Genomic DNA, 13,080 nt, shown 5'->3' on the forward strand with positions numbered 1-13,080 from the left:
GTCGGTCCCGGAACACGCGGGGCGCGGGGGAGAATTCATCGTGAACAGGTTGGGACGATGCGCGAGCCTCGTCGCTGTGCTGCTCGCCGGCAGTATCGGTTCTTCCGTTCTGGACGCGGATCCTGCCCTCGCTCAGACAGCGGCCGTTTCAGCAACGGACGAAGCCGAATACGACACGGCCTTTCAGGAAATGCTGCAGAAGCCGTCCGATCTCGACGTCCTCTTCAGGTTTGCCATGATCGCGGCGAAGACCGGCGATCTCGAGGGCGCCATCTCCGCCCTCGAACGGATGCTGGTGGTGGATCCGAACCTACCAAGGGTCCGCCTCGAACTCGGAGTGCTCTACTATCGGTTGGGCTCGTTCGAAGTAGCGCGGACCTATTTCGAGATGACGCTCCAGTCGGCGTCGCTTCCGCCCGACGTCAAGGCCCGCGCCGAGCAGTTCCTGGCAGAGTCGGAGAAGCGTCTGGCCAAGTCGCGATTCAGTGGCGAGGTGTTTGCCGGCACGCGCTATCAATCCAACGCAAATCTCGGGCCGCCGACTTCCAGCGTGCGCCTGTTCGGGCAGACCGCCAATCTCAACCAGGCCGGCCTGGGCACGGCGGATTGGGGTTTCGTGACCTCGGGCTTCGTCCGTCACACTTACGATCTCGGCCAGAACAACCGTGGTCAGCTCGAGACGCAGCTCTCGGGATATCTCAACCGGCAGTTCCAGATCCAGGCGGCCAACGTCTCTATTCTCGACCTGACGTCCGGCCCGCGCTTCCAGGCTTTCCAGGGCATTTTCCAGGATGTCAGCCTGAAGCCGTTCGGTACGGCGGGATACATCTGGGTCAACGACGTCCCTTATTATGGCAGCTTCGGATCCGGCCTCGAAGTGGGCGTGCTGCTCTCAGACAAGCTGCGCAACACCACGAACTTCACCTGGCGGCGGGAGATGTACCAGAACAGCTGGTACCTCCCGACGAACAACCAGTTCACCGGCACCGAATACTCGGCCAACACGACGTTTCAATACCTCGTGAACGATGCGCTGATGCTCTATGCCAACGGCAACCTGCAACGCTACCAGACCGACAGCACCCCTTGGCAGAACTACACGCTCTACGGGGCCGGCGGCGGCATGTCCTTCTCTTTCGCCGACCCGGTGTTCAAGAGCGAATTGCCCTGGAGCATCAGCCTGTTTGGGAACATGCAGTGGTGGTACTATGACCAGCCCGATGCGGTCGTGGATCCATCCGTTACCAGACAACAGACGGACACGGTCCTGAATATAACCCTGTCCGTTCCGTTCGATCAGCGGACGATGTTCACGGTGTCGGGCGGACGGTTCGTGCGATCCTCGGACATTCCCAATTACGCGTTCACGAACAACAGTGCGCTCATCGGAGTAACCTGGCGCTTCTAGCGCTGCTCAGGAGATCACAGTGTCCACCAGACTTCGCGGCGCGAACCTGTCCCTGCTCACCGCTGCACTGCTCGCCGCGGGCACTTCCCTCCTTCCAGTCACGGCGACGGCCAAGGTCGGCGTCACTTCGGCGGCCGAGGGCGATCCGCGCGGTCGGCCTCCCAGCGAGGCGGAGCGCGTGCTGCGCGTCGGCGTCGACGTGCAGGCCAACGAGGTGATCACGACAGACGCGAACGACCGCGCCCATCTGATGTTCCTCGACGGCACCTCGCTGTCGGTCGGCCCCAACGCACAACTCACGATCGACAAGTTCGTCTACGACCCCGCGACCAAGACAGGCGATCTGGCCATCAACGCCAGCAAAGGCGTGTTCCGTCTGGTCGGCGGCAAGATCAGCAAGACCAACGCCATCAGCGTCACCACTCCGTCGAGCACCATCGGCATCCGGGGCGGCATCAGCATCTTCAACGTCGATCAGAAGGAGACGACGTCGATCTTCGTCTTCGGCATCAGCATGACGGTCGGTGCCGGCGGCAAGCTCGAGATCGTCACGCGTCCCGGCTTCCAGGTGACGACCCTGTTCGGTACCCTGCCCGGCCTCGCCGTCGCGGTCCCGCCGGGCGCCATGAGCGGCTTCCTGGCCAAGCTCGAAGGCAGCAAGGGCGGCGGACAGTCGAGTGGCGCCGATCAGGCAGCCCAGAATTCCGGTTTCTCGAATGCCAATTCCGGGCAGGGCTCCGGGAACAACCTGGGGAACCGCTTCGGCAGCGGTCCGGGTCCGCGCAACGTCAACCCGAGCAACATCGTAACCAACGCCCTGACCAATGCCTTCGAGACATCACCCTCGAACCGGCCGAACCTGCCGGAGATCGTGTCCAAGGCAAATCAGGCGCAGCAGACGATCACGTACAATGGCCAGATGGGCGGTCTCGTTCGCAACAACGGCAATCACTCGTACGGGACGGGCAACTATACGCAGGTCTGGTCGATGAACACCGGCACCGGCAAGACCACGGCGAATTTCAACAATAGCAGCTACGGCGGGACGACCACCCGGACCGGTAACTATGGTTTCCAGGCGACCATGCCCACGACCAATCCCAACACACCCGGCCGCACGATGAACATGAACGGCGTCTTCCTGGGACAGAACTATCCGAACTACCAGGCCGGGACCTTCTCGGTGAATGGCCCGAACTATCAGGCCGGCGGGGTCTTCACAGGACAGAAGGCGGGGCCCAACCCGGGCCCCGGTCGCTGACGCGCAGCGTCAGCCGATCCTGGCGGCGATGAAGTCAGCGATGGCCGCGATGTCGTTGCGCCGGAACCATGGCAGGTCTCCGCCGATGGACTGAAAATCGGCGGCCACCGCCACGATGGCGGGATCGCCCGGCGCCAAGGGCTCGGCGTCCGGCGAGGCGCGCACTTCGATCTTGAGGTGCGGTTCGCTCTTGTAGCCCTCGATCAGGACGAGATCCGCCGGCGCGAGCCTCCCCAGAACCTCCGCGATCGACGGTTCCGCCGTCTCGCGCATGATCGCGTAACGCAGTCCGCCGACGAGGGCGACCTCGCTGGCGCCAGCGGCGCGATGACGGTACGAATCGGTGCCCTGCCGGTCGATGTCGATGTCGTGGTGAGCATGCTTGATCGTCGACACCCGCCAGCCGCGTCGCACGAACTCGGCCACCAGACGCTCCGTCAGTGTCGTCTTGCCGGCGTTTTTCCAGCCGGTGACCCCGAAAATGCGCGGCGGACTCACGCGACGATCCGTTCCGCATGGGCATACACGGTCAGGCGCCCCTCGCGCACAAAGGCGGCCAGGGCGACGCCAGCCTGCTCCGCCGTCTCGATCGCGAGCGACGTCGGGGCCGAAACCGCCGCGATCGCCGACGCCCCGATCGCTGCCGCCTTCTGCACCATCTCGTAGGAGCAGCGGCTGGTCACGACCACGAAGCCGCCGGGCTCCGCGCTGCCGCTCTGCGCCAGCGCGCCGGCCAGCTTGTCGAGCGCATTGTGGCGGCCGACATCCTCGCGCACCGCGACGAGCGTGCCGTCGGCCGATGCCCAGCCCGCGGCATGCGTGGCGCCATTCACCCGGTTGATCCTTTGATGCTCCGGCAGCCCGGCCATCGCCCGCTCGATCGCGAGCCGCGCCACCGGCTGTGGATCGCAAACCGCCGCAACGGAGCGCAGCGCCGCCTCCAGACTGTCGACGCCACAAAGACCGCATCCTGTACGTCCGGCCAGGCTGCGCCGCCGCTGCTGGAGTCCCGCCATCCGTTGCGCCGCAATCTCCAGCCTGACCTCGATGCCGCGTCCGACGGGCTCGACTTCTATGTCGTAGATTTCCGAGGACCGCTCGACGATCCGCTCAGTGAGGGAAAAGCCGTGGGCGAAATCCTCGAGGTCGCACGGCGTCGCCATCATCACCGCATGGCTGATGCCGTTGTAGACCAGCGCAATGGCGACTTCCTCTGCAACCGTCTCCTCGAGCGATTCGCTGCGGCCGGCGGTGAGGCGGCAGGCGGGACGACGAACCGAGCCCTCGCGGCTCATGCCGTGGTCTCGTCGATGCGCAGCTGCCGCCCTTCGCGGTCGAAGAAAAGGCCGCGGTTCAGGACCAGGGGATTGGCCGTCACGTCAGCCTCCACCTCCTTGAGCATGCGCACAGCCACCGGGTCGGGCAGCGGACCGCCCTCATGGCCGAGACCGACGAAGAAGGCGACGCCATCCCATGGCGCGCGCGCACCGTCGAGCAGTGCGCGCATCTCCTGCCACGCCATCTCGTCGCCGATCAGGTGGGCGTAGCTCGATCGAACGGGCGCAGCGCTGGAGGACGTGATGCGCACCAGCAGGATGAAGATCGTGAACGGGCCCGTGTCGGCGAACTGAGCCGCGAGCCAGTGCTCGAAGTCGGTCTTCATCGCAGGCCTAGAATTCGACCACGGGGGTGGGCGGCACGTAGCGGTCGAACACCTGCAGGAAGGGTTCACCGCGCTCGGCTTCGTACCACGCCTCGAAGGCACGGAAGGCTGCGATCGGATCGGCGATCACCGGCGGCTCGGACTCCTGGCCGTCCTCCGGCGCCTGGGGATGCGCCTCGGCATGCAGCGCCTCGGCAATCGGCCGCAGCCAGTCCAACAGGGGCCGCGCTCCCTCGCCCAGTTCGACGAGGCCATTCTCGATCCAGCCGATGTCGCGGAACAGCGCTTCCAGCTGGCGCTCCACCGCGCGCTCGCGATCGGGTTCGAGCGCGGCGACCCTCGCCATGTCCGAAAGGGCACTGAGACGCCGCCACGCGAAGGTGCGCGCGCGCTCGGCCTCCCTGATCTGGGCCTCGACGGAGGCTCGTATCTGGCGCTCGGCTGCTTCGGCCGCGGTACAATCCGCCTGGAGGCGGGCGATCAGGGAATCTGCGGCAGACGGCATGCCGGGAGTTGACCTGACCCGCCGGGCCGCCGCAAGCCTCTCCGCTCGCCGCTTTACTTGGCGTACTTGAGCTCGACCTCGGCGACGCCGGCGGCGACGTTCAGTCCGACGCTGCCCTCGACGCTGACCGGCTGCAGGGTGACCTGGCCGCTCCCGCCGCCCAGCAGCACGTTGGCACCGACACCCCCGCCCACCGTGGCCTGGGCCGTCGCGCCCGCGTAGGCGCCCGCCAGGGCTCCTGGCGCGATACTGCCCGGCGCGAAGACCAGCCAGACGATCTGCGATTCCTTGGTGAAGCCGATATCGACGCCGTAGCGCTTGATGGCACCGGTGTACTTCTCGCCGACACCGTCGGTGCGCGCGAAGATGCAGTCGAGGTCCTTCGAAGAGCCAAAGACGAAGCCCATGCCACCGGCCACCTTGCAGGTGAGCGAGCCGACATTCGCGCCGGACTTGCCGGCCGCCTTGGGGGTGCCGGGAGCGGCCGGGGTCTGCGCCTGGGCGCCAGCGCCAAGGATGGCCACGAGGGCAGCGGCGGCAGTCATCGTCAGTAGGGGTCGAAGCATGTCGGCATCCTTTCCGATTGTTTACGGTCAGTTGTCCTTCTTCGCTCGCTCGATGGCCTCGAGTATCTCGGTGAGGCCAGCGTAGTAGACCACTCCCTGCTTGTGCATCTCGTGCCGGACGGTCCGGATGAGGCCGGCCTTTCGGATCATGAGATTGGCCAGCGCAATCTTTGCGTCCTCGTTCGTCACGTCTTTCTCGGTCGACATCCTAGTTGTACTGCCCACGGGCCTTGAGCACGAAGCCCGTCGCCCTGAATTCGGAATCCTGACGGATGGCCGCCGTCACGGTCGGATCTTTGTGCGGATTGCTGCTCGCGATCAGCGCATTCGTCTCAGCCTCACAGTTGGCACTGACGGTACGACCCACGCTGGACGCATCGGAACCATCGACGGCATAAGGGGCAGCGTACTTCACGAGGCAAGCGTCCCGCGCATCGTACGAATGCTTGACCGTTCGCACCGTCCACGGCTCGGAGTACTGGGAATTTATCGAGCACGCCGCCAGCGACAGCAGGGCGACGAAGATCAAGGTACGCATCAGTCGTCTGGACTCCGAAGATCCAAAGAGTTGGCGGAAGAGAGTGGGAGTCGAACCCACTAAGAACCGGCTAACGGCCCTCTCTGGCTTTGAAGGCCAGCCGCCCCACCGGGAGCGCTTCCCCTCCGGGACTGATGATTCACCAGAACCTCGTCCCTGTCACCTGTCGTGCTAGGGTGAAATCCCCAAGGAATTCAAGATCATGACCGTCGAACTCAAATACATCATCGCAAACGTGTCCGACTTCCCGGCGGCGGTCGCCTTCTGGCGCGACACGGTCGGGCTGAAGCTCAAGTTCGAAGGCCCGGAATGGGCCGAATTCGATACAGGCTCCACCCGACTGGCCCTTCAACCAGCATCGGCGGCAAATCCGGCAGGGACATGGCAACCGGGCCTGCGCGTTCCTGACCTCGATGCCAAGCGAACCGAACTCACCGCACGCGGCGTGAATGTCGGCGGCGCACCGCATGAGGAGCACGGTTTCCTGTTGTCCCTCTTCATCGGCCCCGACGGCGCGCCGATCAGCCTGAGCGGTCCGGTCGCTAAGCCGTAGGCGGCGGACCGTACTGTCCCGCCTTTTGCGGGACGGCCCGGCGCAGGTCGCCACGGCGAATCGTGATGCCGTGACGATCGAAGAATTCGAGGATCTGGATCGCCAGCTTGCGGCCATTGTCGAGCTTGTCGCGGAATTCCGCCGCCGTGAACTCCTGACCGAATCCGTTCACGGTGCCGACCATCTCGGCAACCACGGGGCGCAGGAAGAAATGGTCCGGCGCCACCTCGACGACCCGGCCGAGCTTGGACAGGCGCTGCAACAGCCGGCGCGTGTCGGCCTCCGTAGCCCCATAGGCCTGGGCGAAGTCGCGAACCCTCGGCGGCTTGAACCGGTCGCGTGTCATATCGGCGGAAATCTTGTTCCACAGAGCCTCGTCGCGGGACCCCAGTTTCAGCGAATGACCGGGCAGGCGCAGGAACGCACCGTCGACGACCACGGCTTTCGCGCGAATCTCCTGGTCGAGCAGTGCCTTGAAAACCGGGGCGGGCCAGCGGCGCTTCAACGTGACCCGCAGCCGCTCGGCCTGCAGACCGGGCGCATCGGCCTTACTCTCATGAAACGCCTTGAGTGTTTCGACGATGTCCCTGCGCGCCGCCTCCAGCGTCTCCACGAGGAAGCCAAAGCCTTCCAGCGTCTGCCCACCCGCCGCCTTGACGAGTGTCTCGACCTCGGCGGGACGAAAATTGCGCGCAAGACCCAAGCGCGCGACATCGATATAGCCGCTTTGCAGGCGCAGGAGCTTCTGCGTGACATCGGCATCGCCGACCGAAAGCGCCGAGAGTTCCGCCAGCCGGCGCTCGGCGCGACGGTTGCGGGGCGGGCCGAACGGATCGATCACCGTCCCTCCGGCCATGGTGCGCGTCGCCGATGGATCGCGGAGGATGACCCTGTCGCCCGAGAGTGCACCGACCTTTTCATCCAGCACGATCTGCGCGAGCGCCGTGTCACCCGGCGCAAGCTTCTCGCCTTCGAGCAGCGCCACGCGCCCCATGACGTGCGCCGAACCCATGTGCACGTGGACCGGCGACCAGTGCTTCAGGGGCTGCGCTTCCGAGGCGAGCAGGTTCAGCCGGACGTCGATGCGGTCGGTCGGTGCGTGCAGCTCGGGACTCACCACCCATTCGCCGCGCTTGATCGCTTCCTTCGAGAGCCTGGGGCCGGCGAGATTGAGCGCACAGCGTTCGCCGGCGCGTCCCACCGCAGCGGCGCGGTTCTGGGCGTGCAGCGAGCGCACCCGCACCTCTATGCCGGACGGCGTCAGCAGCAGCCGGTCGTCGACCCTGATCTCTCCGGCGTGGACGGTGCCGGTGACGACGACACCCGCTCCAGAAAGCAGGAAGCAGCGATCGACAGCGAGGCGCGCGAAGCCCGCGACGCCCTTGCCGCTTTCGCCGAGGACCAGGAGCTTCTCCTTCAGCTCGTCGATCCCCTGACCCGTCACCGCCGAGACGGGCACGATCTCCGCGCCGCGCAGCGAGGTCGTAGCGAGCAGGGTCTCGATCTCGGCCATCCGCTCGAGCTGCTGGTCGTCGTTGGCGAGATCAGACTTGGTGAGAGCTACGATGCCGCGATCGAGGCCCAGCAGATCGAGGATCTGCAGATGCTCGACGGTCTGGGGCTTGATGCCCTCGGCCGCCGACACGACCAGCAGCGCCGCGTCGATGCCGGTGGCGCCGGCCAGCATGTTGTGAACGAACCGCTCATGGCCGGGCACGTCGACGAAGCCGAGCTGGCGGCCGTCGCCGAGATCGCTGTAGGCATAGCCGAGATCGATGGTGATGCCGCGCGCCTTCTCCTCCTTGAGACGGTCGGCGTCGACACCGGTCAGCGCTTTTACCAGTGCGGTCTTGCCATGATCGATATGGCCTGCCGTTCCGACGATCATGTCAAAGGCTCCTCGGCGCGGCGCTCGGCTTCGGCCCGCTGCGAGGGCTTGGCATGCGCGCGCGCCTCCTTCAGGAAGCCGGCCGCCAGCTCGCCCGCGCCGCCCATCTCGGCACGTCGCAGCCAGTGCAGCGCTTCGACCAGGTCGCGATCGACGCCCTTGCCGGCGAGATAGGCCGCCCCGAGCATCGCCTGCGCCGCGCCATGTCCCCGTTGCGCGGCGCGTCCCCACCATTCGGCGGCCACAGCCGCGTCGCGTTCGACGCCCAGCGCGTTGTGATGGATGTCGCCCAACCGCGCCATGGCCCCCGCGCTGCCGTGGGTCGCCGCCTTCTCGGCCCAGAAACGAGCGCCGGCGTAATCCTGCGGACAGCCACCGCCTACGAGCTTCATCCAGGACAGCATGTCCTGAGCCTCGGGATCGTCCTGTTTCGCGGCCGCCTCGTAGAGCCGAGCTGCTTCGGCATGGTCCTGCGGCACGCCCCAGCCTTCGTAATGGCAAAGAGCCAGGTTGCGCTGGCCGCCCGCATCACCCTGCTCCGCCGCGCGTCGAAGCCAGAGGATCGCCCTGGCGTGATCCTGCTCGACGCCACGGCCCTGCAGGAACGCCGCGCCCATGTTGCTCTGCGCCCGCGCATTGCCCTCATGGGCGAGCGGCGCCCACAGGTCCAGCGCGACGCCATAGTGGCCGGACCTCCACGCTGTCAGCGCCTCTGCCATCCGTTGCTCCGGCAGCGGCGTGCGGTCGAGAAGCCTAGCCAGCCACGACATGAAGCTTGTCCAGCTGCGCGACGAAGGCCGGCTCGTCATCGAGCGTGCGAAGATCGAAGTAAAGCCCGCCGTCGCTGATCCGGCCGATCACGGGAATCGGCAGGCGACGGAAACGATCGGCGATCCGGTCGGGTCCCCTGGCGTTGATCGCGATCGCGAACGACGGCAGCAGGTCGACCGGCAACGCACCGGAGCCGATCTGTCCCCGGACCTCCGCGATGCTCACCATCGCGTCTTTGCCGAGCGCCGCCTGTATCGCCGGCAGCAGCCGCTCGGCCACAGCGCGGATCTCCGCGGCCGGCCGCGCGAGGGCGCGTATCGTCGGCAGTCGCCGGGCGAGCCGCCCCGGGTCGGCATAGAGCCGGAGCGTCGCTTCGAGAGCGGCCAGGCGCACCTTGTCGAGACGCAGCGCCCGCTTCATCGGGTTGCGGGCGATACGCTGGATCAGCGCCTTGCGGCCGACCACGAGGCCGGCCTGCGGGCCGCCCAGCAGCTTGTCGCCGGAGAAGGTGACGACATCGACACCAGAAGAAACGGCTTCGCGCGCCGTCGGCTCATGCGGCAGGCCCCAGGTTTCGAGATCGGCCAGGGTGCCGCTGCCGAGATCCTCGATCATCGCCACGCCCTTCTCGCGCGCGAGCGGCGCGAGTTCGGCGGCCGACACGGACTTGGTGAAACCCTGGATCGCGTAGTTGGACGGATGGACCTTCATGATTGCGGCGGTGTCGGGACCGATCGCCGCCACATAGTCCTTGAGATGGGTGCGGTTGGTCGTGCCCACTTCCACCAACCGGCAACCGGCGCGCGCCATGATATCGGGAATGCGGAACGCACCGCCGATCTCGATCAGTTCTCCGCGCGAGACAATGACCTCTCGGCCGGCCGCGAGTTCGCTCAGCACCAGCAGCACCGCGGCAGCATTGTTGTTGACGGCGGTCGCCGCCTCGGCGCCGGTCAACCGGCAGAGCCAGGGCGCGATATGATCGTCGCGCTCGCCGCGCGCACCGCCGTCGAGATCGTATTCGAGCGTCGTCGGCGAGCGCATCGCTTCGACGGCAGCAGCGATCGCTTCCTCGGCAAGCACGGCACGTCCGAGATTTGTGTGAAGGACGGTGCCGGTGAGGTTGAACACGCGCCGCTGAGAAGGCCGCAGGAAGACATCGAGTCGCGCTGTGCACCACTGGACGCAGGCCGCCTCGCTCGCGACTTCAGTAGTTCTGCGCCGCTCGTCGACCCATGCCCGGAGCGCTTCGACGACGAGAGGACGACCGGCGCGCTCGATGAGTGGCGCGACGGACGGCCACGAGACCATGCGATCGATCGACAGGGGACGGATTTCGGGGGCGCCCTCGGCGCGGTCGGCACGCGACACGGGTTCGTTCCTAACAGAGAAAGGCCGGACGTCCTGTCCGCCCACGGCCAACATGGCTCAGGCTCGACGGTCGATCAATCAATTCTCCGGCGGCTCCATCATGCCCAGCACGAACGGATTGGGCACCCGCGAGAAGCCCGCCTCGCCCACCAGCACGTCGAGCCCGAGAGAGGCCAGATCGTCGGCCAGGGGCTCCAACGTCCGCATCTTCTCCAGGTAAAACACCTTGGAATAGCCTTGGCACACCTCGCAGCATTCCGCGCGGAGATAGGATGTGCCTGCCAGATTGCGGAACGAGATTTTCTCCGTGCTGCCACAGTGCACGCAGCGCACCCGCGTGTAGCGCCACGACGTGGCGCACAGCGAACAGTGAAGATGGCGGTGTCCGAATTTCGTCCCGCCGGGCGAGACGAGGCCGGCGACCGGCGGTGATCCGCAGGCGGGACAGTCGCCACTCTCCTCAGCACCCGAAAGGTCGCCAGGATCGAGCAGGGCCGCCATGCGGGTCCACACGACCTGCAGCGCCGCCGCGACGAACACCGCCTGCGCCGCCTCGCCGGACGCGACGCCCCCGCTGAGGAAGCGATCGGCGAGCGCCTCGAGTGAGGCCGGGTTCGCCTTCAGAAGCGCCTCGCGAGCCGCCAGGGCGGCCTCCGGGAGGACGGTGCCGTCCATGCGCCCAAGAATGCGGGACAGCGCTACCCGCCAGCTTTCGTCGCGCGGTCGGATGGAGGGATCGAGGGGCGCGCGCTGCACCAGCCGGGCCTTGCCGATCTCCGCCGCGCCGGGCAGCGATCCCGGCGGCAGCCCCTCCAGCGCCGCGCGCTGCGCCGTCACCAGCGCCGCGATCAGCCGCAGGAAGCCCTCCAGATCGTGCCCCGGCGCCAGCGCGTGCAGTCGCTCCGCACGCTGCCGGAAGACCGTCGACAGGTCGGGCAGACGAACACGTTCACCCTCGGCGGCGGCGCCGAGGATGTTTTCGCCGTAGGCAGACGTGGGATTCTCGGGGTTGGAAGTCAGGGCTTGCCGACTTCCTGGCGGAACCACTTGCGATGATGCTTCCACGCCCAGCCGCCGCTGACCGAGCCGCGGGTCATGGCGCTCATCGTGCCTTTGACCCAGATGGCGGCATAGACGTGCACAATCCAGATCAGGATGGCGCCGATGGCACACAGCGCGTGGATAACAGCGGAGAGGCGCTTCTGGTCGATCGTCGTGTAGGACGCGAAGTAGGTGTCCCACAGCACGAAGCCACTGCCGAGGAGCAACAGGATCAGGATCGACTGCCCCCAGAAAACCAGCTTCTGGCCGGCATTGTACTTGCCGAGCTCAGGCAGCCCGTCCTCCTTATTGTTGATCACCGCCCCCAGGTTCTTCATCCAGATCGTGTCGTCGCGATTCCAGAAATTGAGCGTGAAGAAGCGGAGGAACAGGCCGAGGAAGCTGACGGCCAGCACGACACCGATCCAGGGATGGATGGCGCGGGTGATTTGGCCGCCGCCGAACAGATAAGTCAGGAAGTAGAGAGAGGGATGGAACAGTGCCATGCCGCTCAGCGCGAGCAGGATCAGCGAGACCGCGGTGATCCAGTGGTTGATTCGGGCCGCCGTCGTATAGCGGCTCACCGGCTTGGCATGCGCACTCATGCCCGATCGCTCCCCGCCACTTCGGCGGCCTTTTCCTCGTCGTGCTCGGTGACCTTGTTCGGCCCCCTGGTGACATAGTGCATGAAGCCGAAGGCGCCGGCGAAAGCGATGGCTGCCAGCGAGAGAGGCTTCATCACACCCTTCCAGATCCCGACCAGCGGGCTGATGTGCGGGTTGTCCGGCAAGCCGGCATAGAGCGACGGCTTGTCGGCATGCTGCAGCACGTACATGACATGCGTGCCGTTGACGCCTGGCGGATTGTAGAGGCCGGCATTCTGGTAGCCGCGCGACTTGAGGTCGGTGATGCGCTTGCCGGCATGGGCGATCATATCTTCCTTGGTACCGAAGTAGATCGCCTGCGTCGGGCAGGACTTGGCGCAGGCCGGCGCCTGGCCGACCACCACCCGGTCGGAACACAGTGTGCACTTGTAGGCCTTGCTCGTGGCCTGAGAGATGCGCGGGATGTTGAAGGGGCAGCCCTTCACGCAGTAGCCGCAGCCGATGCAGTTGTCGGAGATGAAGTCGACGATGCCGTTGGTGTACTGGACGATGGCGCCTGGCGCCGGGCAGGCCTTGAGGCATCCCGGATCGTCGCAATGCATGCAGCCGTCCTTGCGGATCAGCCATTCGAGATCGTCGCCGTTCTCATATTCCGTGTAGCGCATCACGGTCCACGAGGCCGTCGTGAGATCGGTCGGATTATCGTAGGTGCCGTCAGTATAGCCGATCGGCTGGTCGAGCTGATTCCACTCGAGACAGGCGGTCTGGCAGGCCTTGCAGCCTATGCACTTGCTGACGTCGATGAGCTTGGCGACCGGCACCGCGGCCGGCTTGCCGGCAGCGGGCGGCGGCACGCTGGAGGCGGAGCGGCGGCGGAGATCGAGGGCTTGCATCACGGACATCTCACCCT

16 protein-coding genes and 1 tRNA gene are annotated in these 13,080 nt (G+C 66.2%); 3 read left to right on the plus strand and 14 right to left on the minus strand.

Annotated elements, in window-relative coordinates:
* Positions 1 to 40: 40 nt before the first annotated feature.
* Both ACT6UX_RS23150 and ACT6UX_RS23155 read left to right on the plus strand, forming a co-directional pair.
* Positions 41 to 1,408 (plus strand): tetratricopeptide repeat protein, encoded by a 1,368-nt coding sequence (locus ACT6UX_RS23150; protein ID WP_444777513.1) that lies wholly within the window; start codon positions 41 to 43, stop codon positions 1,406 to 1,408.
* 19 nt (positions 1,409 to 1,427) lie between these two features.
* A complete protein-coding gene (locus ACT6UX_RS23155) occupies positions 1,428 to 2,669 on the plus strand; it encodes a FecR family protein (protein WP_444777514.1) in 1,242 nt (413 codons plus the stop codon).
* 9 nt (positions 2,670 to 2,678) lie between these two features.
* Here the strand turns inward: ACT6UX_RS23155 and mobB are convergent, their stop codons facing one another.
* From mobB to ACT6UX_RS23195, 8 genes are all read right to left on the minus strand, one after another.
* Complete coding sequence (gene mobB, locus ACT6UX_RS23160; RefSeq protein WP_444777515.1) at positions 2,679 to 3,167, minus strand: molybdopterin-guanine dinucleotide biosynthesis protein B; 489 nt, start codon at positions 3,165 to 3,167, stop codon at positions 2,679 to 2,681.
* The gene (gene fdhD, locus ACT6UX_RS23165) at positions 3,164 to 3,964 is read right to left on the minus strand and encodes a formate dehydrogenase accessory sulfurtransferase FdhD (RefSeq protein WP_444777516.1); all 801 of its coding nucleotides are present in this window, start codon (positions 3,962 to 3,964) and stop codon (positions 3,164 to 3,166) included. Before fdhD ends, mobB begins: the two co-directional genes overlap by 4 nt.
* The gene (locus tag ACT6UX_RS23170) at positions 3,961 to 4,332 is read right to left on the minus strand and encodes a hypothetical protein (protein WP_444777517.1); all 372 of its coding nucleotides are present in this window, start codon (positions 4,330 to 4,332) and stop codon (positions 3,961 to 3,963) included. The genes fdhD and ACT6UX_RS23170 overlap by 4 nt, the downstream gene beginning before the upstream one ends.
* Before the next feature lie 7 nt (positions 4,333 to 4,339).
* Positions 4,340 to 4,837: a hypothetical protein gene (locus tag ACT6UX_RS23175; protein ID WP_444777518.1), complete on the minus strand. Its 498-nt coding sequence runs from the start codon at positions 4,835 to 4,837 to the stop codon at positions 4,340 to 4,342.
* A 53-nt stretch (positions 4,838 to 4,890) separates the two neighbouring features.
* The gene (locus tag ACT6UX_RS23180; protein ID WP_444777519.1) at positions 4,891 to 5,403 is read right to left on the minus strand and encodes a DUF992 domain-containing protein; all 513 of its coding nucleotides are present in this window, start codon (positions 5,401 to 5,403) and stop codon (positions 4,891 to 4,893) included.
* A gap of 27 nt (positions 5,404 to 5,430) precedes the next feature.
* Positions 5,431 to 5,610 carry a hypothetical protein gene (locus tag ACT6UX_RS23185; protein WP_444777520.1) on the minus strand — a complete coding sequence of 60 codons (180 nt, stop codon included), beginning with the start codon at positions 5,608 to 5,610 and terminating at the stop codon, positions 5,431 to 5,433.
* A gap of 1 nt (position 5,611) precedes the next feature.
* A complete protein-coding gene (locus tag ACT6UX_RS23190; protein ID WP_444777521.1) occupies positions 5,612 to 5,941 on the minus strand; it encodes a hypothetical protein in 330 nt (109 codons plus the stop codon).
* A 31-nt stretch (positions 5,942 to 5,972) separates the two neighbouring features.
* A tRNA-Sec gene (locus ACT6UX_RS23195) sits at positions 5,973 to 6,068 on the minus strand.
* Positions 6,069 to 6,143: 75 nt separating this feature from the next.
* Here ACT6UX_RS23195 and ACT6UX_RS23200 point away from each other — a divergent pair.
* The gene (locus tag ACT6UX_RS23200) at positions 6,144 to 6,494 is read left to right on the plus strand and encodes a VOC family protein (protein ID WP_444777522.1); all 351 of its coding nucleotides are present in this window, start codon (positions 6,144 to 6,146) and stop codon (positions 6,492 to 6,494) included.
* Here ACT6UX_RS23200 and selB read toward each other — a convergent pair.
* The 6 genes from selB to fdxH all read right to left on the minus strand — a co-directional run bounded on the left by selB (position 6,484) and on the right by fdxH (position 13,072).
* Complete coding sequence (selB, locus tag ACT6UX_RS23205) at positions 6,484 to 8,382, minus strand: selenocysteine-specific translation elongation factor (protein WP_444777523.1); 1,899 nt, start codon at positions 8,380 to 8,382, stop codon at positions 6,484 to 6,486. The genes ACT6UX_RS23200 and selB overlap by 11 nt on opposite strands.
* Complete coding sequence (locus ACT6UX_RS23210; protein ID WP_444777524.1) at positions 8,379 to 9,152, minus strand: tetratricopeptide repeat protein; 774 nt, start codon at positions 9,150 to 9,152, stop codon at positions 8,379 to 8,381. Before ACT6UX_RS23210 ends, selB begins: the two co-directional genes overlap by 4 nt.
* Positions 9,136 to 10,464 carry an L-seryl-tRNA(Sec) selenium transferase gene (gene selA / locus ACT6UX_RS23215; RefSeq protein WP_444777572.1) on the minus strand — a complete coding sequence of 443 codons (1,329 nt, stop codon included), beginning with the start codon at positions 10,462 to 10,464 and terminating at the stop codon, positions 9,136 to 9,138. Before selA ends, ACT6UX_RS23210 begins: the two co-directional genes overlap by 17 nt.
* Positions 10,465 to 10,602: 138 nt before the next feature.
* Positions 10,603 to 11,571 carry a formate dehydrogenase accessory protein FdhE gene (fdhE, locus tag ACT6UX_RS23220; RefSeq protein ID WP_444777525.1) on the minus strand — a complete coding sequence of 323 codons (969 nt, stop codon included), beginning with the start codon at positions 11,569 to 11,571 and terminating at the stop codon, positions 10,603 to 10,605.
* A complete protein-coding gene (locus ACT6UX_RS23225; protein WP_444777526.1) occupies positions 11,541 to 12,170 on the minus strand; it encodes a formate dehydrogenase subunit gamma in 630 nt (209 codons plus the stop codon). Before ACT6UX_RS23225 ends, fdhE begins: the two co-directional genes overlap by 31 nt.
* A complete protein-coding gene (fdxH, locus tag ACT6UX_RS23230; protein ID WP_444777527.1) occupies positions 12,167 to 13,072 on the minus strand; it encodes a formate dehydrogenase subunit beta in 906 nt (301 codons plus the stop codon). The genes ACT6UX_RS23225 and fdxH overlap by 4 nt, the downstream gene beginning before the upstream one ends.
* Between the last annotated feature and the right edge of the window lie 8 nt (positions 13,073 to 13,080).

The sequence above is a fragment of the Reyranella sp. genome, assembly GCF_052439685.1.
GTDB lineage: Bacteria > Pseudomonadota > Alphaproteobacteria > Reyranellales > Reyranellaceae > Reyranella.

Excerpts from the sequence above, each read along its gene's own strand:
- fdhD (WP_444777516.1), bottom strand. The coding sequence starts at position 3,964 with ATGAGCCGCGAGGGCTCGGTTCGTCGTCCCGCCTGCCGCCTCACCGCC.
- ACT6UX_RS23170 (WP_444777517.1), bottom strand. The coding sequence starts at position 4,332 with ATGAAGACCGACTTCGAGCACTGGCTCGCGGCTCAGTTCGCCGACACG.
- ACT6UX_RS23175 (WP_444777518.1), bottom strand. The coding sequence starts at position 4,837 with ATGCCGTCTGCCGCAGATTCCCTGATCGCCCGCCTCCAGGCGGATTGT.
- ACT6UX_RS23180 (WP_444777519.1), bottom strand. The coding sequence starts at position 5,403 with ATGCTTCGACCCCTACTGACGATGACTGCCGCCGCTGCCCTCGTGGCC.
- ACT6UX_RS23185 (WP_444777520.1), bottom strand. The coding sequence starts at position 5,610 with ATGTCGACCGAGAAAGACGTGACGAACGAGGACGCAAAGATTGCGCTG.
- ACT6UX_RS23190 (WP_444777521.1), bottom strand. The coding sequence starts at position 5,941 with ATGCGTACCTTGATCTTCGTCGCCCTGCTGTCGCTGGCGGCGTGCTCG.
- ACT6UX_RS23200 (WP_444777522.1), top strand. The coding sequence starts at position 6,144 with ATGACCGTCGAACTCAAATACATCATCGCAAACGTGTCCGACTTCCCG.
- selB (WP_444777523.1), bottom strand. The coding sequence starts at position 8,382 with ATGATCGTCGGAACGGCAGGCCATATCGATCATGGCAAGACCGCACTG.
- ACT6UX_RS23210 (WP_444777524.1), bottom strand. The coding sequence starts at position 9,152 with ATGTCGTGGCTGGCTAGGCTTCTCGACCGCACGCCGCTGCCGGAGCAA.
- selA (WP_444777572.1), bottom strand. The coding sequence starts at position 10,464 with ATGGTCTCGTGGCCGTCCGTCGCGCCACTCATCGAGCGCGCCGGTCGT.
- ACT6UX_RS23225 (WP_444777526.1), bottom strand. The coding sequence starts at position 12,170 with ATGAGTGCGCATGCCAAGCCGGTGAGCCGCTATACGACGGCGGCCCGA.
- fdxH (WP_444777527.1), bottom strand. The coding sequence starts at position 13,072 with ATGTCCGTGATGCAAGCCCTCGATCTCCGCCGCCGCTCCGCCTCCAGC.